The organism is Sphingobacteriaceae bacterium GW460-11-11-14-LB5 (assembly GCA_002151545.1).
Classification (GTDB): domain Bacteria; phylum Bacteroidota; class Bacteroidia; order Sphingobacteriales; family Sphingobacteriaceae; genus Pedobacter.
The window spans coordinates 4,478,840-4,503,681 of sequence record CP021237.1 but is presented as its reverse complement, the minus strand read 5'-3'; the positions used below and the strand labels follow the sequence as shown (position 1 = coordinate 4,503,681).

The following is a 24,842-nucleotide window of genomic DNA, read 5'->3' as shown; positions in this document are numbered from 1 at the left end:
CAGCAATATTAAGCATATTTGCAAACTAAAAAGATAATCTTGACAGGCAAGAACAAAAAAATATTATCATTTCTCATCAAAGCTGCAATCGTCATATTTGCTTTTTGGTTTATTTACCATAAGCTGGTGGCGAATAAAAATCTTCACGATTTCAGTACACTGTTAAAAGATATTCCGCAAACAGAAATTATTACGGTAATCGGTATCGTGGTGTTATTGATGTTTGTAAACTGGTTTTTAGAGGCCGGAAAATGGAAATACCTCATGAGCCACATTGAGCCCATTAGCTTTTACCGTGCCATCGAATCGGTATTTTGCGGATTAACACTGGCCATTTTTACACCCAACAGGCTAGGGGAATATGGCGGGAGGGTATTTTTCCTATCGCCTAAAAGAAGGATTGTGGGCATTGTAGCCATGAGTGTTGGCAGTATCGGTCAATTGGTACTAACCAATGTTTTTGGCGCTATTGCAGCCTGTTTTTTTGTTTACCGGTTTATCCCGATCGATCGTGTGCTGTTTATTGCAGTGGTATTTCTGGCTGTATTTTTCTGTCTGTTTTTCCTGGTCTTTTACTTTAATATCCGCTGGTTAAACGCGATTTTGCTCTCCATTAAATTCACCAGGAAATACAAGAAATTTTACAGCATTTTGGGCCGCTACCGAAAAAGAGAACTGTTTAAAATCATTACATACTGTTGTGCCCGCTACCTGGTATTTAGTTCGCAATATTTCATTTTGTTTATCTGGTTGATCCCGGGTTTGCATTATGCCGATATTATAATGATGACCTGTTTGCTCTTTTTGGTTCAATCGGCATTACCATCTTTAGATCTTTTTGATGTAGGCATCAGAAGTGTTACGGCGGTTGAATTATTTAAACATGTAACCGATCAACATGTAGCTGTTATTGCATGTACTGCAAGTATATGGCTCATAAATATTATAATTCCTGCTATCTTAGGCACTTATTTCGTTTTTAAACTCAATTTTTTTGGAAATCTTAAATCTAATTAGTCTTATATCCGCAGCTTTAACCTTAATTTATGGTTTTCTGGTGTTTAATTTTATTAGAGGATGGCATAACCTGATCTATTTTACGCCTCAAAAATCAGATCCGCAAACTAAAGTTTCTATTATCGTTGCTGCAAGGGATGAGGAAGCGAACATCACCAAAACCATTGATGACCTGATTGCACAGCAATATCCTAAAGTTTTAACAGAGATTATTATTATTGATGATCACTCTACCGATCGTACCGGCGAAATTGTATTGAGTTATGCAGACAGGAATGTGAAACTGATCAGGCTAAATGAAGACAGGGCCTTAAATTCATATAAAAAGAAGGCCATTCAAACTGCAGTAGGTACCTGCTCTGGCGATCTGATTATTACTACAGATGCCGATTGCAGGATGGGAGCCGATTGGCTGGCGACCATTGTAAACCTGTACGAGCAGAAAAATTATAAAATGATTTCTTCTCCTGTAGCTTACTTTCAGGAGAAAAGTTTCTTTGAGCGATTGCAATCTTTAGAATTTCTATATCTGATTGGTTTAGGGGCCTCTACCATTGGCAATAAGGAACCCTCTACCTGTAATGGTGCAAATTTGGCCTACGAAAAAGCAACTTTTTATGAGGTTGGTGGCTTCCAGGGAATAGATGATCTGGCATCGGGCGATGATGAGCTGCTATTGCATAAAATTGCAGCCAAATATCCAGATCAGATCGGTTTCCTCAAAAACAGGGAAGCCATTGTATATACCCATGCCAAAGAAACCTTAGGTTCGTTTATACAGCAGCGCAAGCGGTGGGCCTCGAAAAGCACCCGTTATAAAAACAAAGCCATTATCGTATTGGGCGTACTGATTTGGATTTTTAATCTTTCTATTCTCGCAAATTTTATTACCGGGCTTTTTGTTCCGGGCTTTTTAGCGATCACATTTTATCAATTATTGGTTAAAATGGTTTTAGAAACATTATTTTTATGGGATGTAACCGGCTTTGCAAAAAGACGTAGTTTACTCATTTTAATACCGGTTTTAAATGTGCTGCATGTAATTTATATGGTTTACATCGGCATTGCAGGAAACAGCGGCAAATACAATTGGAAAGGCAGAATGGTTAGATAATGGATAATAGCCCATCAAAAAAAGTATGGTTAAAGTTTAAACGGAATAAATTTGCTTTCGGCGGATTGGTTTTTATTTTACTTTTAATGGTGATGGGCATTCTGGGCTACCTCATTATGCCTGATGATTCTCCAAATGCCAATGTTCAGACGCTTCAGTTAAACAAAAAGAAACCCGGCAGTACATTCACTTTTTTAATTTTCAGCAGAAACCCGAAAGTAGAAAAGCTTAACTTTTTCGAAAGAATGTTAAACGGGCAGACACCAACTTTTAAAAGCATCCCGATTACTTCATATCAGATAAAAGATCAAGCCGTTTTTGTACAGGAATATATCGGCGACGATGAAAAAGCCAAAGAAACCAGGTACGAACTCAAGGACTTGTGCCCCTCTTGTGTATTGCCGTCGAAAATGGGTACACCTCAAGCGCTTTTCGAAAAAAATAACATCTACAAACAAACTTATATTTTAGGAACAGATATTTACGGACGTGATTTATTGAGCCGGTTAATTTTAGGTATCCGTGTTTCACTATCGGTGGGTTTAATGGCTGTGCTGATCTCCCTTTTTATTGGCGTGAGTTTAGGTGCTATTGCAGGTTATTTCGGTGGCCGTGTAGATGCTGCGATTAGCTGGTTTATGAATGTTGTTTGGTCGCTGCCATCATTATTGCTGGTTATTGCGATATCATTTGCTTTGGGTAAAGGTTTCTGGCAGATTTTTATTGCGGTGGGCTTATCCACCTGGGTAGATGTAGCCAGATTGGTACGCGGGCAGGTAATGGCATTAAAAGAGGTAGAATTTGTGGAGGCAGCAAGGGCCTTGGGCTTCAGCACGAGCAGAACCATTATCAAACATATCTTACCGAACATTGCAGGCCCGATTTTAGTGGTAGCCTCCTCTAATTTCGCTTCAGCTATATTATTAGAAACCGGCCTGAGCTTTTTAGGTTTTGGTGCCCAGCCACCGATGCCCAGTTGGGGGAGTATGATCAAGGAGCATTATGGTTATATCATTATGGATGCCGCTTACCTGGCTGTTTTGCCCGGTTTAGCCATTATGTTTACGGTTTATGCTTTTAATGTGCTGGCCATAGGCTTACGCGATGCCTTTGATGTAAAAGGACAGAACGTAACCGTTTAATCATAAAAAAAGCAGTACCAACTGCGATACTGCTTTACCCTCAAAAACAAAAATTTACGCTGTGGCAGTCAGTGTATTTCCTGAAACCGTAATCGGATAAACTTTTAGTGCACTCGTGGTGCCACCATCATTCGGTTGGGCTAAAATGCTTCCCGAAGTGGTATACCTCGAACTATGCAGGCCACATTGAATGTAATTGCTGGCCTGGATAAAACTTAAAGCGCCACCCTGGTGTGGACAAACGGCTTGTGTAGCCACAAATGAGGTACTTGCATTTCCTGTTGCAGTACGGATAAACAATATGCTGTTTACAGTGATAGATGCGCCAACAGTAAGTAACTGCGTACTCAGATCTACACTTGCGGTAGTACCTGAAGGAACACCCCCGCCATTAGGTTTGTCTGGTTCTGGTGAATCACTTTTTTTACCGCAAGCCGAAAAGCAAGCTCCGGTACAAACCATGGCAACACCCAGTCCCAATGATTTGATAAATTCGTTACGTTCCATAATTGTTTAGTTAATTTATATTTGGTTGAATTTGATCTACTTTGCTTTCTTCTTATCGAAGGAAAACCTTCGGGCAATACTAAAACCCCAACGGTATTGTCCTTTAAGCCAGGAAGTATTGGTATCGGTAATAAATTGCGATTCCTGTATAGCAGTGGCGTTGGTAAAATTAAGGTGGAAAATATGTCCGCCAGTTTCGAACTCTAGTCCGGCGCCAAGCGTTTTGTAATATTGTGTGCCCAATGTGCTTTCCAGATAAGTCTTTTTATCTTTATCCCTGAACGGAATGGTATAATCGGCAACAAAAGCCATGCGTTTGGTGATTTTGATACGGCCACCAACCGATAAGGCAAGCATATCGTTCTGATCGCCAAAAACAGTAAAATTACGATGGATGTAGGAGGGCATGATCAGCATCGAGAAGTTCGAATTGAATTTACGGGCAATTATGGCTTGTACTACATAGGTTAAACGGTCTTGAAATTCGCTGTAGGCATTCACGGCAGTTGGATCGGTTGAGGCTTTTACCGCCGCAATGGTGGTACTGCCAAATAATGTGACCGATACGGGTACTTTTTCATCAGATGTTTGTTCCAGCAGGCGATATTTTAAATTTCCTTCGTATAACTGAGTTACTATTCCAGCGCCTTTTGCCCTGGCTAAGCCTACAGAAAGTTTATCGCTGATTCCATATTCAAAACCGATGCGGATATCCGTTGATTGGTCCAGACCAAAAAAGTTTTTAATTCCACCCCCATGGCCAGCTATATCCCCAAACCGGTGGTCTACCCTAAAATCCAATTCGTTTTTAAAAATGGTTTCATTGGTTTGGATGTTAATGAGTTTAGTGGCCTTAAAAGTTGCGCTTACATTTTTCTTTTCAATGGGCATCTTCAGTGCATTTTCAAGCGAATCCTGGGCGAAAGCCAAAGTTGGCAAGCCAAAAATAAATAGGCATGTAAGAGATTTCAGATGATATTTCATAAGGTTTTATTTTTTAGGTTGATAAGTTGCGGTCATTTTTACCAGCACTGTTTCTGCAATTTTATTGAAAACAATTGTTGGGATTTTGATGGCGTGATCAGCAAGTTTCACATTAAATGCTGAAGTTGCCCTCACCTCATCAGCTGTAATCACCAGCGAACCTTTAACCTGATATTCTTTGGTAACGCCATGAATTTGCAGGTTCCCTTTGATGGTGATTGGATAAGTGCCCGGTTTTGAAAAATCAATTTGTTCTATAATTTTTCCTTTAAAATCTGAAGTGGGGTATTTATCGCTTTCGATATAGTTTTCGTTAAAATGTTCCTGCATCAACTTCTTTTTAAATTGAAAAGAAGTATTGTTGATCTTGAAAATGATCTCGTTGGTTTTGATATTAATGGCCGAAGCACCTGTTTTGCTCAATGCATCGATATCTTCAAGAGGTGTTGAAGAGAAAAATGAAGAAGTTACATTTTTACTTGTCCATATCTGCGCTTTTATACCGGTACATAATAACAAGGTTATTAAGGTGAAAAGTAGTTTTTGCATGGCTGTATTTGTTTAAATTTTTAATGAAACCATCTTGATTTTAGCGTTAATCTTTATTTATTATTCTGGCATACCTTTATCAACCCAGGCTTGTAGTAATGCTCTCTCGTTCGTGGTTAAAGAGCCGCCTTTGGGCATCGTTTTAGTAACCAAAACCGCATTAGCTACGCGGGCATCATTTTTTATGGAGGCTAATCCATTTAATGCCCATACACTTTTCATGGCCCCATTTGGCCCATGGCAACTATTGCATTTGGTTTGAAACAGTGCCCCGCTAAAATTAGTGTAGGTTACATTCGCCGTGGTTACAGGTGTTGGACCATTGGGTGTTGGTGTTTCGGGCTTTAATTCCTCTGCCTGTTTTTTTGAGCAGGCAAAAAGCAAGGCGGTAATGGTGGCCAGTAAAAAGATAGAATTTTGTTTTTTCATAGGTATTTAGTTAAGATTAAAATTGGTGGTAGATTCATTCTATATCATGTTCGATTGGTATGTGGCGCAATTGAAATTTTTGCCTTCACGTCTGAATTAGCTTTTGCTTTTACCGATATGCATAACATGATCAGAAATACAGCAAATAGAATTGCGATAACTTGTTTTTTTGCAGCCATATCCGATTTTTTAAAGATTTATGTTTTGTTTATTTAAAAACCATAACTGTTTTTACAGCAATCAAAGGTTTTTAAGTAATTTCTATTGAAATCTTAATCGTTACGTACACTTTTATGAATTGGTTGCCTGCAATAAAAAAAACACAAAAAAAAGCCGTCCCAATTTTACATCGGGACGGCTTTTAAGATAAATTATATCTAAAAACTAGTTAAAATCTTCAGCCTTTAATGGCGGATTAACTTTAATATCTTTAATTACAACTGAAAACTCCTGTGAACCTTGTGGGGTTGCCACCGATTGGGTTAAAGTAAACGGAAATAATACATCACCAACTTTCTTGTAGTTTGAATATTCCGTTGCCTGGCTAATTTCAGCTCCACCTTTGGTAGTGGTGCTCTCATCTTTTAAAAGCAGGCCCGATTTGGTGTCGTAATATTCAGTTTTCTTTTTGCCTGAAGGAGAGGTAATATTTAATTTAAATGCATCAGCAGTACCCACTTTGGCAGTACCTGCAGATTCAATTTTAGTTCCATCAGTGGCATAATACAGCTGACCACCATAACCTCTATCATCTTTCTTTTCAGCCAGGTCATCGCCAGTTAATTCGGCTTTTTGACCCATTTGCATTGCATAACCAGTTTTACCATTGTAAACTTGTTTCATCGCCGTTTGGCCTCCCATAGAAATTTCCATGCTGCTCAAGTTAGGGGCCATATTTTTGATGGTAACTGTAAGTTTTTGACCTTGCATTTCCATTTCACCATTTTGCTGTAATGACGTGATTTTTTTAATGGCTTCTTCGCCACCAATGGCTTTAATGTAGTTTTTGATAATTTCTGCAGGTGCAGCTGTTGGTACAGCAGCAGTTTCGGTTGCTTTAACCGAATTTGCATAGTTATCATAAACCTGTGTTTTAAAACCTGCTTTAGTTAAGCCTGCTGCAAATGCATCGGTTTTGCCTACAATAACAATACGTGTATTGTCGTGGTTAAAGTATTTTTTAGTTACCCTTAAAATATCATCGGTAGTTACCGCATTAATCTTTTGTAAATAAGTACGGTAAAAATCCTTCGGTAAGTTATTAATCAAGATATTGCTCGCAAAACCTGCAGTACGGGCCGGATTTTCTAAACCCAGTGCAAACGATCCGTTGAAAAGATTTTTCGCATTCTGTAATTCGTCAGCAGTTACCTTTGTGGTACGAATGGTGTTAATTTCTCTTAAAAATTCTACCACTGCACTGTCGACTTTCTCATTTCTAACCGCAGCATTGGCCGAAAATTTAGACTGGAAACGACCTGAACCTGTGCTCGAATACGCACCATAAGTAAAGCCATGCTTCTCACGAAGGTTGTCAAATAATCTCGATTCACTACCACCACCTAAAATCTGGTTGGCCAATAAAATCGGGAAATAATCAGGGCTGCTCATTGGCAAGTCGATTAAGTTTACAACCGTAATTTCCGATTGAACGGCGTTGCTCACATTAATGATATCAACTTCGGTTTTGGCAGGATTAGCAACTTTAGTCAGTACTGGTAAAGTTAATGCCGTTCCTTTCCAATCGCCAAAGGCCTTCTCTGCTAAAGCTTTTGCTGCTTCCAGTTTAATATCGCCTACAAAGGTTAAGTAACCTCTTGATGGGGTAATGTATTTCTTATAAGCTGCTTTTACATCATCTAAAGTAATGCCTGTGATTGAAGCTTCGGTTTCAAACTCTCCGTAAGGATGGTTTTTGCCATAAGCCAATGCATTTACAACACGTGCTGAAATGGCTTTTGCACTTTTCTCATTCGATTTTAATCCAGTGATGGTTTGCGATTTTAGTTTTTCGAAAGATTCTGCAGGAAAAGCAGGTTTACGGATGCTCTCTGCCATTAAAGCAAATGCCTGAGGGAAATAACGGGTTAAAGCCGAAACACTACCGCCATAAGCACCAGCACTTACATCGGCACCCAGCTGATCTACTGCCTCATCAAACTGTGCTTTTGTTTTGGTGGTGGTTCCTTCATTCAGCATATTGCCCATTAAACCAACCACGCCGGCTTTTGCGCCTTCAGTAATAGGACCTGCATCGATACTGTAACTGGCTGATACTTTTGGCAGTTTATGGTTTTCTACCACCAAAACAGTGATACCATTTGCTAATTTATAAATAACAGGATCGCCAACAGTAATAACAGGCGCCGGACCTGGTTTTGGTTTGTGACTTCGATCTATAGTTTGTGCTGAAATACCTTGAGCCAATAAGGAAACTGCAGCTATAATGAATAATTTCTTCATGTTTTTAATAATTAAAATGAAAAAGCGGTCAGCTTATTTCTTAGGTAAGTAATACAATACAACTCTTTGGTTTTTGTTCAGGTACTTTTTAGCAACGTCTCTGATCTCCTCGCGGGTAATGGATCTGATGACCTCAAGTTCCTTGTTGATATCGTTTGTATCCTTATCATGGAAAGTATAACCATCTGCAAGATTTTCGGCAACGCCTAACATTTTACTGTTTGCACTTACATAGTTGTTTTCGAATTTATTCTGCAGTTTTTTATAGTCGCTTTCGCTAATTAAATCGGTTTGAAGGCGTAAAACTTCTTCATCGATATCTTTTAATAAATCGTTAAGCGGTGTATTTTTATTGGGTAATGCCAGGGTGATGTAAGCACCGTAATCTTCAAGCGAATAGTTAAAAGCAGCAACCTGTAAGGCTGTTTTCTTTTGATCGACCATTTTAGTGCTTAATCTCGAGCTTCCGCCTTCTGATAAAACAGAGCTGATCATACCTAATACCTTGCTCTCTCTGCTCTTCATGCCTGGTACACGATAAGCCGCGAAGATGGCTGGGATCTGGATATTAGCATCGTAAGCGGTATCGATAATCTCTTTGGTAATTTCTGGTAACTTGAATTCCTGACGTACAATTGGTGCACCTTTAGGTACTTCGGCGAAGTATGATTTTACTAAAGCTTTAGTCTTCTCTATATCTAAATCGCCGGCAATGGTTAAAACCGCATTGTTTGGCACATAATACTTTTTAAAGAAGGCAATAAACTCACTCAGTTTTGCAGCATCTAAATGCTCCATTGAGCCAATTGGTTGCCAGCGGTAAGGGTGACCAGCAAACAAATGGCCGAAAATTTTCTCTGTAAATTTTCCATATGGTGAATTGTCTATGCGTAGACGTTTTTCTTCTTTTACTACTTCGTTTTGTGTTTTTACCCCGCCTTCGTTAATTACCGGGTGCAACATTCTTTCACTTTCTAACCATAAACCGAGTTCCAGTTGGTTTGATGGAAAAAGTTCGTAATAAAAAGTACGGTCCTGAGAAGTATTGGCATTGTTCTGTCCGCCATTACTACTCACTAATTTCATAAATTCACCTTTTTTGATATTATTCGAACCTTCAAATAATAAATGTTCGAAAAAGTGAGCAAAGCCTGTACGTTGGGTTTCTTCATCTTTAGAGCCAACATGGTACATTACTGAAACGGCAACAACGGGAGCGGTTTTGTCTTGGTGTAGGATGACATGGAGACCATTGTCCAGGTCGAATTCCGTAAACTGTACTTTTTGGGCAGAAGCACTTAAGCACAGACCGGAAATGGCCAAAGCAAAAAGAATTCTTTTTTTCATAGATAATTTGTTTTTAATGATTAGAAATAATCAAAAGCGAAAGCGAGCAACTATTTCATTAAATAAGTTAATTTGGATTTTTCACTAGCGTGAAGAATAACAAGGATGGGCCTAAATTATGGATTTAAACAAAAAAAGCGAGTATTTACACTCGCTTTTTTTAATATATTTTATCTCCAGACCTTGTATTGGTTAATTAAGCCGTTGGTAGAACTATCGTGGCTCGAAACTTTTTCGCTGCCGGCCAGCTCAGGAAGAATCTTTTTGGCCAGTTGCTTGCCAAGCTCTACGCCCCACTGATCGAAACTAAAGATGTTCCAGATAATTCCCTGAACAAATATTTTATGCTCGTAAATGGCTACTAAGCTACCTAAGGTATATGGCGTTACTTTTTTCAATAATATAGAGTTTGTTGGGCGATTGCCTTCAAATACTTTAAACGGCGCAATTTTTTCAATCTCTGCAGCTGATTTACCTTCTTTCTTTAACTCGGCGGTTACTTCTTCTTCGGTTTTGCCGTTCATTAAAGCTTCAGTTTGAGCAAAGAAATTCGATAGTAAGATCGGGTGATGATCGCCCAGTGGATTTAAACTCTGTGCCGGAGCAATAAAATCGGCAGGGATAATTCTGGTACCCTGGTGAATTAACTGGTAAAAGGCATGTTGGCCATTTGTTCCAGGTTCGCCCCAGATAATCGGTCCGGTTTCATAATCAACCTCATTCCCGTTTCTATCAACATGTTTACCGTTGCTTTCCATATCTCCCTGTTGGAAATAAGCCGCAAAACGGTGCATATACTGGTCGTATGGTAAAATAACCTGTGTTTCTGCATTGTAGAAATTAATGTACCAAACCCCTAATAAACCTAAAATTACCGGTAAATTGCTTTCAAATTCAGCAGTTTTAAAATGCTCGTCGGTTGCGTGTGCACCAGCCAGCAATTGTTTAAAATTATCAAAACCTATACTTAAGGAGATGGATAAGCCGATAGCGCTCCATAATGAGTAACGACCGCCAACCCAATCCCAAAACTCAAACATATTTTCGGTATCGATACCAAAAGCCGAAACATCTTTGGCATTGGTAGATAAAGCTGCAAAGTGTTTAGCAATATCATTTTCTTTTCCACCTTTATCTAAAAACCATGTACGGGCAGAGTGTGCATTCGTCATGGTTTCCTGTGTTGTAAAAGTTTTTGATGCGACTAAGAATAATGTGGTCTCGGCATTTAAATCGGCTAAGGTTTCGGCAATGTGTGTGCCATCAATGTTCGAAACGAAGTGAATGTTTAAGTGGTTTTTATAATGCTTTAAAGCTTCGGTAACCATTACGGGGCCTAAGTCTGATCCACCGATACCGATATTAACCACATCAGTAATGGCTTTACCAGTATAACCTTTCCATTCGCCGCTGATGATGCTATTGCTAAATTTCTCCATTTTAGTCAGTACTGCATTTACTTCAGGCATCACATCTTTGCCATCAACTAAAACTGGGGTATTGCTTAAATTACGGAGGGCAATATGAAGCACCGAGCGGTCTTCGGTTTCATTAATCTTATCGCCGTTATACATCGATTTTATCGCATCGTCCAATTTACACTCGCGTGCCAATTGAATCAATAATGCCAATGTTTCATCGCTGATGCGGTTTTTGCTGTAATCCAGCAGAATATCCTCAAAAAAAACAGAAAACTTATTGAAACGATCTGCATCTTCAGCAAAAAGATCTTTAATGCTTTTTTGATTAATATCTATAAAATGATCGGCTAAATACTTGTAGGCCTCTGTTTCTGTGAAATTTACTTTAGGTAACATAATCTTTGTTTTTTTGTAAAAGTAATAAAGCAAAAATTTAAAATGGTCTTTTTAATGTTCTAAATCAATAAGAATTTTTAATGTCGATTAAACCACTTAACTTTAATACACCGTCCCTGTTAGTTCATCAATTATTTTAACCTTTAATTCTACGTTATGTTAGAAAATTTAAATGAAATGGTGCGTGAAAACGTACAGGAGAGTGTTGTAAACAATACTGCTATTCCGAACGAACACAATGAAGCCGTAATTCAGGCTGCGTCGGGTTCGATTTTCGATACACTGAAAGACCAGGTATCATCAGGTAATATTGGCGCATTAACGGATATATTTAATGGTAACAAGGCAGAAGGTACTCAGGTTGCCGCGCAGGCTTCGGGGAGTTTTATAGATAAATTAAGTGGTCTGGGCATTAATGCCGATACCGCAAAGTCTTTGGCGGCAAGTATTATTCCGGGCCTAATAGCCAAGTTTACCCAAAAAACAAATGATCCGAACGATAGCGCTTTTAACATTAAAGATGTGTTGGGAAGTTTGGGAGGTGATGATGGTAAATTTGATGTTAGTGATGTAATCGGGATGTTTAATGGTGGCGGGCAGGCACAGCAACCCGGCCAAACCGGTGGTGGCGGTATTATGGATAAACTGAAGGGGATGTTTGGGTAAAAATTTCTCTTGCTCATTCTACAATTAAAAAACACAAATCTTTCTTAAAAAGAGTTGTCAACTTTAATAGCAAACCAGCCATTAAAGTTGACAACTATAAATTTACACCTAACACAAGGCACAATTCCATCTCTCCCCAAAATTGTTTAGCTTAGGGCACCTAAACTAAATAGTTCATATATGAAGAAAATATTCCTGATCGGTTTTTCGTTACTGGCATTAAATTCTTTTGCCCAAAAATCAGATTTAAGACCATTGGTTTCGAAAAAAGCGGATGCCATCGAACAAAAAGTAATTGCCTGGAGGCGCGATTTTCACGAACATCCTGAATTGGGAAATACTGAAGTACGAACAGCCGGCATTATTGCAAAACACCTGGAATCTTTAGGTATACAGGTAAAAACAGGTGTAGCCAAAACAGGCGTGGTGGGTGTGCTAAAAGGCGGCAAACCCGGCCCAGTAGTGGCCTTGCGTGCCGATATGGACGGCTTGCCGGTTACCGAGCGGGTAGATGTTCCATTTGCCTCAAAGGTAAAAACACAATATAACGGACAAGAAGTAGGTGTAATGCATGCCTGTGGACATGATAGCCATGTGGCTATTTTAATGGGCGTAGCAGAAGTGCTGGCTTCTATGCAAAAAGATATTCAAGGGACAGTGAAATTCATTTTTCAACCTGCCGAAGAAGGTGTACCTGCCGGAGATGAAGGTGGTGCAGCTTTAATGATTAAGGAGGGTGTGCTCGAAAACCCTAAGGTCGATGTGATTTTCGGTTTGCATATTAACTCTCAAACTGAAGTTGGCGATGTAACTTACCGCCCGGGTGGAACAATGGCTGCTGTAAACGATATGAAGATTACCGTTACCGGCCGCCAGGCACATGGGGCTTATCCATGGAACAGTATCGATCCGGTGGTGGTTTCGGCTCAGATTATTAACAGTTTGCAAACTATTGTGAGCCGGAATTTAAATGTGACCGAAAATCCAGGCGTGGTTACCATAGGAGCCATTAATGGTGGTGTTCGGTCGAATATTATTCCCGAAAAGGTAGAGATGCTGGGCACGGTACGTAACTTTAGCAAAGAAGATGAGGCCATGTTTATCGAAAGGATTAAAACCATCGTAACCAAAACGGCCGAAGCAGGTGGGGCTACCGCCGAGGTTAAAATCCCCTACAGCAACCATTATCCGGTTACTTTTAATCATATTGCCCTAACCGAAAAAATGCTACCAAGTATGCAAAATACAGCAGGTAAGGATCATGTGAAATTAAAACCACCCGTTACAGGCGCAGAAGACTTCTCTTTCTTTCAGGAAAAGATACCAGGCTTATTTGTGTTTTTAGGCGGAATGCCAAAAGGTAAAGACCCCTTAAAGGCCCCATCGCACCATACCCCCGATTTTTATCTTGATGAAAGCGGCTTCGTATTGGGTGTTAAACTGCTTTCAAACCTTACTTTAGATTATATGTCGATGAAGAAATAAGATGATGGTTAAATCATCTTATTTCTTTACTGGCTTTTTGCCAAACTGCCTAGGGTAATACGAAAAGGTCGTCATAAAGTATTGTTGTAATACATTTTGAGTGCCCAGGGTAAAACTGTTGGCGCCACCGTAATTAATGATGTTGGTGTTTTGATGAAGTAAGTCCATTGCTGAGAATTTAAACTCCGCATTATTCCCTTTCAGAAAGCGATAAACCGCACTGGCATTCCAGATGGCAAAATTAATACTGGCAGCACTGTTCGATTTGCTGGAGTTAAAGCTGATGTTACTGCTTAAGGTAAATTTTTTGGTCACATTGTAAATGCTGCTTAACGAAGTCGTTATATTTAATCCACTGTATTTGGTGTTAAAAGCTTCCTGCTCCGATCGATAAGTATTAAAACCCTGTGCTACTTCAGTAGCAAATTTATCCTTGTAGGTATAGTTTAAACTTAATTTTGCTTCTGTATTTAAAGTATTCGAAAAACTGAATACATCATTTAAATAACCTGGGTTTTTGGCAATATCTATACCTCCATTTAAGCCTAGCTGCAGTTCAGAAGTTTTTAGTTTTAAAGCTTTTCTTAAATAACCATCAACATTTAAATACTTATTTCCATTGGCATTGGTTAAATAAGCTGTACGCTTATTTTGGCTGTCGATAAAAATACTATCTACTATAGCATCATCAATCATACCCGCCGAAATACTAAAGTTATAATTTAAGGTGTTTTTGCTTTTCTGATCCGACCGGTCTAAGCTAAAGTTAATGGATCTGTTGGTGGCTTCCCGCAGTTTAATATTCCCCCGCTGCAAATTGTACAAATTGGTACTATCGGTTAAAGGGGCCAGTTGTTGTAAATTGGGTATGGTGATATCTGTTTTATAGGTTAATGATATTGAATTATAAGATTCGCCATACTGATAATTGCTATAATTGATATTTACCTCTGGCACAAATCTGTTGTAAGTTCGGTTAATATTTTGCTGCGCCTTATCCGATCTGTTATCCTGAAAAATAAACCGCTGTTTCGCAGAAATCCCAATATTTAAACTTTTGCTGAATCTGTTTGATAAACTCTTGTGGAAAGATTTACTTAAAGTTAAGCCAGGGGTTTCGTCAGCGGTACTGGTTTTGGTGTTATTGCTTAAATAGGTATTTGTAGCATAGGTACCAGCCGTTAAATCTTCTACCAGGTTATGATCGGTACTGTTATTAAGTGCTAAATTATTGTTTAAGGATAAATCGAAGCCTGCAAGATTTTTATAGCCGAACAACAATGATTTTAAATTCGGCAGTTCTAATGATAAGGTCTGGTTAAAAGATTTCCGCTGTGTATCATACCGCCTGTCATAATCTCTGTTAGTGGACGCATTTACAAAGGACCTGAAGGAAGTTAAATTCGATCTTTGGCTATCATTGTCATTTACTGATAACTGATAATTTGCGTTAAGCCCACCAAAAGTATGTTCTCTTCTGGTGATATAATTGGGAGACATACCGTACCTTATACCAAGATTAAAGCCCTTGTTATTAAAATCATTTTGACCTTTTGTATTATTGGTGCTTGTTAACACATTTTGGCCATTAAAAGCACTTCTTTGCGTGTCGTTACTCGAGTTGCCATTGTTTAAAGACATCGATTGGTTAATATTTAAACGGTGGTTTTTTTTAACAAAATCGAGACTGGAAGTAAAGTTTTGATTGGTTGAGGTGCTATTCCCCGTGGTGGTGTTGGTGTCGAATATTTTATCGGTAGCATTTATAGATGTGGTTGTTTGCGCATCATATCTATTTTCATTATTTCTATTCTGTACAAAATAGTTGGCATTTATGGTACTTCTTTTATCGTAAGCGGGCTTTTCAATGAAATTATAAGTAAAAGTTACGCCGCCAATATTCGGTTGATTGATACCTGATTGTCTGAAATCGGGCTGATACTCTACATTGGTCGTTAGGCCCTTAAAAGTACTGTTAGCGGTTAGCGATCTGATGCTACTGGCGGTTTTATTAATGTTGTTGCTTGCACCAATAATACCGAGTTGCATTTTGGGAGAAAACACATTAAAACTTGCATCAGTTTCGTACTTCTTAGTAGTGCCATAACCCGCACCAATTTTGCCAAAATAACCAATGTCTTTGCCTTTTTTAAGCTTTAAATTAACCGTTAAAGTACTGTCAAGCGGGTTGTCCTCTTTCCGTTGTCGATATACCTGTACCTTTTCTAATGCATTTTTTGCAATGTTTTGGGTAGCCATTTTAATGTCACCACCAAAAAACTGTTTTCCGTTTACCAATAAGCTCTCTACTTTACGACCGTTAACGGTAATCTGCCCATCACCCCAAAGGGTTACATTGGGTATTTTGCGCAAAAGGTCTTCTACAACCGCATTACTATCCAATTTAAAAGCTGCGGCATTAAATTCTAAAGTATCACCATTCATGGTAATGGGGGCTACCCTAATCTCTACATCCTGTAAATTGTTGTCTTTTATCGCGATAATTAATGTTTTTAAATCCAGTGCGGCTTTCCCGTCAATAATGGTGAAGTTTTTACGGAGCAGCTGGTAGCCGATATGGCTTATTTCTACATACATTTTAGCATTGAGTGGTAAGTTTTTGAAGCTAAACTCACCGTAGTTATTGCTCAGCTGATAGCTGATTAAGGTGCTATCACCTTTAAACAACGATACTGTTGCCGATTTTAAATTGTAGTTGTGTGTAGTATCTCTGATCACACCCTTTACTGCCCCAATTTGTGTGGGGTTAGCTTGTTGGGCTTTAGCATTGTAAGAACTGAATAAGATTAAAAATAAGATGAGGTAGCGTAAGGTATGGCGCATTTAGATGGGGAAATTAATTTTGTTTAGGTTTAAGTTTAATAATGATGGGGTTGCTCTTTTTATTCTGCGTTTTAAAATAAGCTTCCAGATTTGGCGGGTATTTTGTTGTTTTTCCTTCGCTTTGCTCTTTAAAAGTAAACATGGCTAAAGAAGAGTAATTGGTGTAGAAATAACCGTTTTCGTACATATGAAAGCCACGACTTTTAAAATCATAAAAATCACTGCTGGCATCAGTAACGGGTAAAAAAGACGAAAGTGAATCAGGCTCCAAATCCTGCACAGAGGTCAGCTCACCGGTTTTCAGGTTGTAAATAATTGCGCTTTTAATGCTTGGATCCCAGCCAAAATTATTCATTTGGAGGTAAAGATTATTGCCTACTAAATAAGTATTGCTTAAACCGTAAAAAATCTTAGGATTGTTTCTAAAGTACTCTATGCGCTTTTTAGTATAAACAGGGTTAGTTAAAAAATCGTTAGGTAAAGAATTTGTTGCAGGAAATATAATATGATAGGCAAGCGAAAGTTTAGTAGGACTTACCTTGAAGATGTCATTTGAATAGTAATTTAAAAAAAACATTTCATTTTCCGATCCATATTGATAAAAGTGTGAACCCGCGCTAATAAATTCATCTGTTTGATACCTTTTTTTGTTATAAGGGAAATAACCAACCGAATCCTTATTATTAATTATACCCAATTCATAAAAGGTACTATCCTTACCGGCTTTTAGGATGAAATCGGGCCTCACCAGCGCTTGGTTAGCCAGTTTAAAGTCGCGATTGTTGCCCTGTTTATTATGCTCTTTGAGGGGTATTTTTTTGATCTGCTTGCCATTTAGATCAAAATAAAAGGCATTGGATTGGGAAGAGAGAATTATAAATTCAGTATTGTTTTCCTTCCTGGTGGTAAAGCCATAAAATTGTGCCTTGTCTTTGTCGTTTTTTTCTTGCTCTATTTTACTTGCGTTAATTTTTGACCTGAACTTACCATCTTTTGTAAAAATAAGAATAGTTTTGGTGTCGTAATCAAAAATTACATAATGGCTGTCAATAATCTTCAATTTATGTATATTGCCAAAAAGACTTTCTTTAGTCGTTTCGAGGGGGATAAATTCTACTTCGCTAAAAACCTGAGAAACAGCTGCGCCACGCGCAGTTTGAGGGTCGATACGCAGTGTGGCCATTTCAGAGCTATCTATTTTACCTGTTTGCGCAAATGTTGCCGTACAGAAAAATAAATACCCTAAAATAAAAAAGAGCATTTTCATTTGTGTTGGTTAAGATGTTAATATTTGTTTGGTACTAACAGACTGATTTGAACTTCGCCACTTTATATAATGGCGTGTATTTGAATTCCGGTCGATCTGATAAATATTCCCGAAAATTAATCAATTAAATAGTTAGTTGATTGTTCATTTTTTGATTTTAACAAGTTTTAACAGCCAAGTTACTGGAAGTGTTAATTTACGGTTACCCGTGGTTAAAATATAAGTCATTTAATTTAGTCAAATGCTTTTTCGATATCCTTAATTTCTCAATGGTAAAAGGATCTAAATTATTGTAGACCATTAAGAAGTGAAGATAATTAAGGTTTTGGTCCGACCCTCTTAATATCCTTAATTTCTCAATGGTAAAAGGATCTAAATTATTGTAGACCATTAAGAAGTGAAGATAATTAAGGTTTTGGTTAGATCCTTATTAATGTCCTTAATTTCTCAATAGTAAAAGGATCTAAATTATTGTAAACCATTAAGAAGTGAAGATAATTAAGGTTTTAGTCAGATCCTCTTAATGTCCTTAATTTCTCAATGGTAAAAGGATCTAAATTATTGTAAACCATTAAGAAGTGAAGATAATTAAGGTTTTGGTCAGATCCTCTTAATGTCCTTAATTTCTCAATGGTAAAAGGATCTAAATTATTGTAAACCATTAAGAAGTGAAGATAATTAAGGTTTTGGTCAGATCCTCTTAATGTCCTTAATTTCTCAATGGTAAAAGGATCTAAATTATAAACCATTAAGAAGTTAAGATAATTAAGGTTTTGGTCAGACCCTCTTAATGTCTTTAATTTCTCAATGGTAAAAGTATTATGGCTGTTTTCTCCACCATTAATAAGGGATGATCGTTAAGGTTTTGGTTAGCGTCTCCTTAATAGTATCTCATATTTACTATATTTGCTACCATGACCAAAGAAAATATTCAAGATTTAAGGGACAGAGTAACGTCGCTGAGGAGGTATCTTTGACGTTGATGAGCTACTTTACGCCATACGCGAAGAAGAAAAATTAACAATGGCGCCCGATTTCTGGGACGACCCTAAAAAAGCAGAAAAAATTCTTGCCGAAATTAGTTCAAAGAAAAAATGGACGGATGGCTTTAACCAAACCAATAATGCGGTTGAAGATGCAGTTGTGATGTTCGAATTTTTTCAATCGGGCGATGCTTCTGAAAAGGAATTACAAGACCAGTTCGACATTAGTAAAACTGCCGTAGAAGAGCTGGAACTTAAAAATATGCTCCGTAGCAAAGAAGACCAGCTTTCTGCCGTTTTACAAATTACTGCCGGGGCCGGTGGAACAGAAAGCTGCGATTGGGCTTATATGTTGATGCGGATGTATATGATGTGGGGAGAAAAAAACGGTTATAAAATTACCGAGCAGGATAGTCAGGAAGGGGAGGTTGCCGGTATAAAATCGGTAACGCTTCAATTTGATGGCGATTTCTCTTACGGTTATCTTAAAGGCGAAAATGGTGTACACCGTTTGGTACGGATTTCTCCATTCGATTCGAATGCCCGCAGGCATACGTCTTTTGCCTCTGTGTATGTTTATCCCCTGGTTGACGATACCATACAGATTGATATTAATCCTGCTGATATAGAATTTGAAACATTCAGGGCTGGTGGAGCAGGCGGACAAAATGTAAACAAAGTTGAAACAGCTGTGCGTTTATACCACAAACCTTCAGGCATTATTATTAAAAACCAGGAATCGCGATCGCAGTTGCAGAATAAAGAGAATGCGATCCGTTTATTAAAATCTCAGTTATATGAAATTGAAGAACGGAAACGTAATGAAGCAATTGCTGCGGTGGAGGGATCGAAAAAGAAAATAGAATGGGGCTCACAAATCAGGAGTTATGTGCTCGATGACAGGCGTGTAAAAGATCACCGTACCAATTATCAAACCTCAAACCCTGATGCCGTTTTAAATGGCGATATAAACGATTTCCTGAAGGCTTATCTTATGGAGTTTTAAACTAAACCTTCAGCTCAGTTAATTCTAAATTTTGTATATTTGATTGAAACACGGCCTTACCAATCTTAATCTTTATGGATACATTGATCATAGAACTAACCAACCAAAAAGCTTATAAGCTTTTAAAGGAATTGGAAGAATTGCATCTTATTAGAGTGATTAAAAAAACCGTTAAAACTTCTGAACTTCGTAATCAAATTAAAAGTCAGATGAATGCAGAAGCCATAGATGCACAATTAAATGATTTGCGTGGAGAATGGCAGAGAGATATTTAATTGATACATCGGCAGCTATAAAATATCTAAATGGAACTTTTTCTCTGAAAGGTTTGAAATACATGGATCAGATTGTGGATGCGGAATCTGTGTTGTCGTTTATTTCAGAAATAGAACTCCAGGTATGGAAGCCAACTAATCCAGATGATATTATCATATATCAAAAATTCGTATCAAATTCAATTATTTTAGGTTTGGGAGATGGAATTATTGCTGAAACGATAAGCGTTAGAAAAACGTACAACTTAAAACTACCTGATGCATTAATAGCGGCAACTTGCTTATTAAATAACCTTACTCTTATAGGGGATAATGATAAAGATTTTGCTAAAGTTAAATCTTTAAAATGTATTAATCCGAGTCACTTATAGTTATGAACAAACTTTTTTTAATACCAATAATGGTTCTTTATTTCATTACAGCGAATGCCCAGGAAATTGTGCCGTTGTATTCAGGTGCAATTCCTGGTGCCAAAACTACTCCTGCAGATTATATAGAAAACACCGAGGTTCGCGCAAATGGTACTTTGAGTATTACTAAAGTATCGGTACCAACATTTACGGTTTTTGAAGCACCTAAAAATATCGCCAACGGAACTGCAATAATCATTTGCCCGGGTGGAGGTTATGGTGCTTTGGCGTTTAGCCACGAAGGAACCGATGTGGCCAAAAGATTTAATGCCATTGGCGTTACCGCTTTTGTATTGAAATATCGGTTACCAAGCGATCAGATTATGGTTGATAAAACCTGTGGGCCTTTACAGGATGCACAGCAAGCCATATATCTGATCAGGAAGAATGCCAAAAAATATGGAATTAAAACCAACAAAATCGGGATTATGGGCTTTTCGGCTGGTGGTCATTTTGCCTCTACCCTTGTTGCACATTATAATGATCTTAAAATTGCCAATCCGGAAAAGATAACGCTAAAGCCTAATTTTGCTGCATTAATTTACCCTGTAATTAGTTTTGAAGAATCGGTGCATACCGGTACCATGAAGAATTTATTGGGACCAAATCCTGCTGATAGTTTAAAACATTATTTCTCTGCCAATAAAAATGTTAACAAAAAAACGCCTCCTGTCTTTTTTGTACATGCTAAAGATGATAAGACCGTGCCTTACCAAAACAGTGTGTTGATGAATGAGGCGCTAAAGCAGCATCAGGTAGCAACCGATATTTACCTGTACGAAAAAGGCGGTCATGGTTTCGGTTTGATCAACAAAACTTCTGATGTAGATTGGTTTAACTTGTTGGCTACCTGGATGAAAAAAGAGAAATTTTAATATCTTTGCCGATATTTTAACCTCTTAACCAGAAATTTTAATGCAAAAAACAATTAAATATGCAATGGTGGCCCTGGTGGCGATTATTGCAATTGCAGGTTGTAAGAAAGAAATTAATTGGAATGCACGCCTGGATCCGAACAGCAATGGTTGCCAGTTAACGACAGTAAATACCGATTTAGGTATGTTTGGTCAATATTCAATTAGCTATACTTACGATGCTTCAGGTAAACTCACTAAGGCTACAAGTGATGGTGAATCTAGGGTTTATACTTATTCTGCTACAAAAATTACAGGTGTATTGCCTGATGGCGAAATTACAGAACTTACTATAGCTGATGGAAGGGCGGTTTCCAGCTATAATTCAGATTTTTTTAGTATAAATGGTTCAAAGACTCCAGTTACCCGGACCTATGCCTACAATGCAGATGGCTATTTAAGTGTGGTAAAAAGTTATCTCGATACCCAACTTAACTCTACTGCCGAACTTACATACACCAATGGTAACTTAACACAGGTAAAGGTTATTTATTTTGATGGGGTAGTGGAAACCACTATTTATGAATATTCAAATCAACTTGCTGTAAATACTTACGAAACATCTGATCCTATTTCGCTGGTTATAGACTACATGCCTGGAAATTACTTTGGGAAACATTCCAAGAATGTAGTGATCAAATCTACAACCCAATCTTCCGGAGATGCCAATGCAGTAATTTCAGATTACAGTTATAAGTTCGATGCCAAAGGAAATGCAACATCTATCATCGTAAAAAATACCCAGAAATCAAGCTCTGGTGCCATATTTGACGAAGTATCAACTTCCTATAATCTGGTATACAACTGTAAATAAACGATATACCTTAATACATCTGCAAGTAACGTAAAGAAATGCATAAGAGCCTGATCATGAGCCATGATCAGGCTTTTGTTTTTGATAACTTTTTCGTCAATAAAGTCAGATACCTACAATGATTGTAAATCAGAATAACCTGCCAAATTAGAAAAGGCAAGTAAAACGCCCATTTTACCACTTCATTTTTACCATTTAGACCCTCATTTTCTAGTGATACGTCGTCTACCTTTGTTTACAGGCATGTCGGTTGTAAGTTTAGATATGCCTTTTATCTAACCAAATATTTACCTAAATCAAAAAAAATGAGAAATGAAAAAATGAAATTATGCATGCTATTTGTATGCATGTTTGTATCAATTTTATCTTGTAAAAAAGATAAAGAAGAAATTAAAACAGAAAAAGGCCAGGTTAAAGCATGGGAAACATTGATTGACGGGAACTCTTTTGCCAATTACACTAATTTTGAGGCGCAATGGAATTATAATTATCCCTGGGGCACCGATCATAATGGATCTGCACGTATGGTGGGCAGCGCTTCTAACCATAATCAAATTTCGTTAAGTGGAGGTGTGTTAACGATTAAAGCTACGCGCTTAGCTTCATCTCCGGGAAACAGTACGGCTAACGGTTTTACTAATGTGGCGATATGGTATAACTCTGGTGCCTGCCATGCCAAACAGCAGGTGCTAATTAACGATCAGTTTCCCAGTTATACCATTTCTGGCGATTTCGCTGTACCAACAGGCAAAGGTACCTGGCCTGCTTTCTGGATTACAGGAGTAAACTCATGGCCACCTGAAAGCGATATTATGGAGTTTAAAGGCAGTAACACCAATTGGCAGAATACTTATGATGGTGGCTGGGAGAATAAACTCACAGCAGTTTCTAATGCTGGCTCGTACCATAATTACAAGTGCTGGTACAATAAAGTAAGCGCAACAGATGTAGACTGCCATTATTATATCGATAACGTTTGGGTAGCTAAGCACACCATGAGCAACTCGGTGAACAAACCCATGTGGCTCATCATTAACATGCAAATGGAAGGTGATAGTGGCTCTCCAGGCCCGTCTGGTAATACTTTTTACACTGGTAAAAATATTTACCTGGGCAGAGAAAGAGCCTTCTAATCTGGAAAATCAAACTTTTAATTTGGAGGTAGCCTTATGGCTGCCTCCATTTGCCATATAAAATAGAATATGAAAAAATACCTAATTGTGCTGACTGGTGTCTTGCTCTGCATTTTATTGGTGCAGTGCAAAAAGGAAGAAATAACCTTGCCGGAAAGCAATGTTGATTTATTGATTGGCAAGATTAACCTACTCAGACAAAGCGGATGTAATTGTGGTACGGAATACATGCCTCCAGTACCTGAGTTATCTTTGAATAAACAATTGCAAAATGCGGCAATACTTCATGCCAAAGATATGGCTCAGCAAAACTATTTTGATCACTTATCCCCAGATGGCGGTACTCCCGCCGAGCGGGCATTAAATGCTGGTTATAAAGGCGATTTTAAGGCAGAAAATTTAGCAAAAGGGTATAACGAGGTCGATCTGGTAATTACCGCATGGAAAAATAGTGTAAGCCATTGTAAAGCCATGATGGATGCTAAAAGTAAAGAAGCTGGAGCTGGTATGGCACAAAATTACTGGGTGGCTACCTTCGGTAGTCCCTTATAATTCTTTTATCGTTTTGTCAATCACATCCAGTAGTCCATTGCTATAAGCATCATCAGTCAACTCCCAAAACATGATGCCATTTAATTTTTGGTCGATAACATATTTGGTTTTTAATGAAATTGATTTAGGATCATCAAAAGTGGCGAGATACCTTGTTTGTTGGTTATAGTAATAAGGTGCTTTGGCTGTCTCATCCCAATAGTAGGTATAGCCATTTTCAGCAGAAAATTGTTTCGTAAAGTTTTTAAAAGAAACACCTCTTAAAAATTTGGTCGGCTGGTATAAACCCTGGTTTGCATCGGTAGTATTTTCGAAAATACGGGCGTAAAATGCTGCTCCTAATGCAATTTTTTGTGCGGGTACACCTAAATCGATCAGCGCTTTTACCGCATAATCGCCTGATAAAGCTTGTTGGGCGGTAGCGTACAATGGGGTATGATGGCCGCTTTGGGTGGCATATCCGCTTACCAGATCGTAACTCATTACATTAACCCGGTTTACCAGTGGCATGACTTTATCCCATTCGAAACAAGAATCGATGCAGTTTTTTGTGCCGCCTGCAGCAAAACTAATTTCGGCCTTTTTGCCTAGTTTTTTGCGCAATTCTTTAATCAGTAAGGTGAAGTTATGTTTATCCTCTACCGTGTAACGATGCCCGGGGAAGCCCACTACAGCGGGGTATTCCCAATCAATGTCTATCCCATCAGCATGAAAAAAGTCGAGTATTTCTTTGGTGGTTTTAGCAAATGTTTTTCGCCCATCGGCCCTGCTAAATACTTCAGAGCAGTTTTTACAAGCACTCCAGCCGCCCATGGCAATCATCACCTTTAAATCGGGATTACGCTTTTTTAAACTGATCATCTTCGAAATCAGCGCAGAATCTTTTGCCGATCGAATGTTTAAACTATCGCCTTTTAAGTGTCCAAAACTGTAAATTAAGTGACTTAGTTTTTCAATGGGGAAACTATCTATTACTGTATTTTGCCCGGTGTAGTATGCAATTACATTAGGTTTTACTGTTTTTTGCGCTTTTACATGGAAACTAAACAGTAGTGTCAACATCACCAAGGCAGTCATTCTGAATGTGATGGTGTGGTAATTGGCGTTTCTTTTCTGCACGGGCT

Annotated in this window: 23 protein-coding genes; 12 read left to right on the top strand and 11 right to left on the bottom strand. The window is 38.2% G+C overall.

Annotated elements, in window-relative coordinates; genetic code table 11:
• The first annotated feature begins 39 nt into the window (after positions 1-39).
• From CA265_18020 to CA265_18010, 3 genes are read left to right on the top strand one after another with little or no spacing between them, the layout of a single operon-like run.
• Complete coding sequence (locus CA265_18020; protein ARS41448.1) at positions 40-1,017, top strand: hypothetical protein; 978 nt, start codon at positions 40-42, stop codon at positions 1,015-1,017.
• Positions 995-2,131: a glycosyl transferase gene (locus tag CA265_18015; GenBank protein ARS41447.1), complete on the top strand. Its 1,137-nt coding sequence runs from the start codon at positions 995-997 to the stop codon at positions 2,129-2,131. The genes CA265_18020 and CA265_18015 overlap by 23 nt, the downstream gene beginning before the upstream one ends.
• Positions 2,131-3,273, top strand: a complete 1,143-nt coding sequence (locus CA265_18010) for a peptide transporter (protein ARS41446.1) — start codon at positions 2,131-2,133, stop codon at positions 3,271-3,273. Before CA265_18015 ends, CA265_18010 begins: the two co-directional genes overlap by 1 nt.
• 54 nt (positions 3,274-3,327) lie before the next feature.
• On the opposite strand, the gene CA265_18005 is transcribed toward CA265_18010, so the two are convergent.
• The 7 genes from CA265_18005 to CA265_17975 all read right to left on the bottom strand — a co-directional run bounded on the left by CA265_18005 (position 3,328) and on the right by CA265_17975 (position 11,369).
• Positions 3,328-3,780 carry a Rieske gene (locus CA265_18005; protein ID ARS41445.1) on the bottom strand — a complete coding sequence of 151 codons (453 nt, stop codon included), beginning with the start codon at positions 3,778-3,780 and terminating at the stop codon, positions 3,328-3,330.
• Between the two features lie 36 nt (positions 3,781-3,816).
• Positions 3,817-4,752, bottom strand: coding sequence for a hypothetical protein (locus tag CA265_18000; protein ARS43045.1), 936 nt, complete (start codon positions 4,750-4,752; stop codon positions 3,817-3,819).
• An 18-nt stretch (positions 4,753-4,770) separates the two neighbouring features.
• Positions 4,771-5,313: a hypothetical protein gene (locus tag CA265_17995; GenBank protein ARS41444.1), complete on the bottom strand. Its 543-nt coding sequence runs from the start codon at positions 5,311-5,313 to the stop codon at positions 4,771-4,773.
• Positions 5,314-5,373: 60 nt separating this feature from the next.
• Entirely contained in the window at positions 5,374-5,742 is a 369-nt protein-coding gene (locus CA265_17990) for a hypothetical protein (protein ID ARS41443.1), read from the bottom strand.
• A 384-nt stretch (positions 5,743-6,126) separates the two neighbouring features.
• Complete coding sequence (locus CA265_17985) at positions 6,127-8,205, bottom strand: hypothetical protein (GenBank protein ARS41442.1); 2,079 nt, start codon at positions 8,203-8,205, stop codon at positions 6,127-6,129.
• A 33-nt stretch (positions 8,206-8,238) separates the two neighbouring features.
• Positions 8,239-9,552: a peptidase M16 gene (locus CA265_17980; protein ID ARS41441.1), complete on the bottom strand. Its 1,314-nt coding sequence runs from the start codon at positions 9,550-9,552 to the stop codon at positions 8,239-8,241.
• A gap of 170 nt (positions 9,553-9,722) precedes the next feature.
• The gene (locus tag CA265_17975; protein ID ARS41440.1) at positions 9,723-11,369 is read right to left on the bottom strand and encodes a glucose-6-phosphate isomerase; all 1,647 of its coding nucleotides are present in this window, start codon (positions 11,367-11,369) and stop codon (positions 9,723-9,725) included.
• A 156-nt stretch (positions 11,370-11,525) separates the two neighbouring features.
• On the opposite strand from CA265_17975, the gene CA265_17970 reads away from it, so the two are divergent.
• Entirely contained in the window at positions 11,526-12,035 is a 510-nt protein-coding gene (locus CA265_17970; protein ARS41439.1) for a hypothetical protein, read from the top strand.
• A gap of 180 nt (positions 12,036-12,215) precedes the next feature.
• Positions 12,216-13,520 carry an N-acyl-L-amino acid amidohydrolase gene (locus tag CA265_17965; protein ARS41438.1) on the top strand — a complete coding sequence of 435 codons (1,305 nt, stop codon included), beginning with the start codon at positions 12,216-12,218 and terminating at the stop codon, positions 13,518-13,520.
• Positions 13,521-13,538: 18 nt separating this feature from the next.
• On the opposite strand, the gene CA265_17960 is transcribed toward CA265_17965, so the two are convergent.
• The 3 genes from CA265_17960 to CA265_17950 all read right to left on the bottom strand — a co-directional run bounded on the left by CA265_17960 (position 13,539) and on the right by CA265_17950 (position 18,380).
• Positions 13,539-16,364 (bottom strand): hypothetical protein, encoded by a 2,826-nt coding sequence (locus CA265_17960; GenBank protein ARS41437.1) that lies wholly within the window; start codon positions 16,362-16,364, stop codon positions 13,539-13,541.
• Between the two features lie 13 nt (positions 16,365-16,377).
• A complete protein-coding gene (locus CA265_17955; GenBank protein ID ARS41436.1) occupies positions 16,378-17,631 on the bottom strand; it encodes a hypothetical protein in 1,254 nt (417 codons plus the stop codon).
• 506 nt (positions 17,632-18,137) lie between these two features.
• Positions 18,138-18,380, bottom strand: a complete 243-nt coding sequence (locus tag CA265_17950; protein ID ARS41435.1) for a hypothetical protein — start codon at positions 18,378-18,380, stop codon at positions 18,138-18,140.
• A 220-nt stretch (positions 18,381-18,600) separates the two neighbouring features.
• Between CA265_17950 and CA265_17945 the strand changes: the two genes are divergently transcribed.
• From CA265_17945 to CA265_17915, 7 genes are all read left to right on the top strand, one after another.
• Positions 18,601-19,620, top strand: coding sequence for a peptide chain release factor 2 (locus CA265_17945; GenBank protein ARS41434.1), 1,020 nt, complete (start codon positions 18,601-18,603; stop codon positions 19,618-19,620).
• 74 nt (positions 19,621-19,694) lie between these two features.
• Positions 19,695-19,895 (top strand): hypothetical protein, encoded by a 201-nt coding sequence (locus CA265_17940; protein ID ARS41433.1) that lies wholly within the window; start codon positions 19,695-19,697, stop codon positions 19,893-19,895.
• Complete coding sequence (locus CA265_17935; protein ARS41432.1) at positions 19,877-20,266, top strand: hypothetical protein; 390 nt, start codon at positions 19,877-19,879, stop codon at positions 20,264-20,266. Before CA265_17940 ends, CA265_17935 begins: the two co-directional genes overlap by 19 nt.
• Before the next feature lie 2 nt (positions 20,267-20,268).
• Positions 20,269-21,180, top strand: a complete 912-nt coding sequence (locus tag CA265_17930) for an alpha/beta hydrolase (protein ID ARS41431.1) — start codon at positions 20,269-20,271, stop codon at positions 21,178-21,180.
• Between the two features lie 40 nt (positions 21,181-21,220).
• The gene (locus CA265_17925; GenBank protein ARS41430.1) at positions 21,221-22,033 is read left to right on the top strand and encodes a hypothetical protein; all 813 of its coding nucleotides are present in this window, start codon (positions 21,221-21,223) and stop codon (positions 22,031-22,033) included.
• Between the two features lie 305 nt (positions 22,034-22,338).
• Positions 22,339-23,166: a glycoside hydrolase gene (locus tag CA265_17920; GenBank protein ID ARS41429.1), complete on the top strand. Its 828-nt coding sequence runs from the start codon at positions 22,339-22,341 to the stop codon at positions 23,164-23,166.
• Between the two features lie 69 nt (positions 23,167-23,235).
• Positions 23,236-23,718, top strand: a complete 483-nt coding sequence (locus CA265_17915; protein ARS41428.1) for a hypothetical protein — start codon at positions 23,236-23,238, stop codon at positions 23,716-23,718.
• Here CA265_17915 and CA265_17910 read toward each other — a convergent pair.
• On the bottom strand, positions 23,713-24,795 hold the full coding sequence (locus CA265_17910) for a glycoside hydrolase (GenBank protein ARS41427.1): 1,083 nt from the start codon (positions 24,793-24,795) through the stop codon (positions 23,713-23,715). The genes CA265_17915 and CA265_17910 overlap by 6 nt on opposite strands.
• Positions 24,796-24,842: the final 47 nt, after the last annotated feature.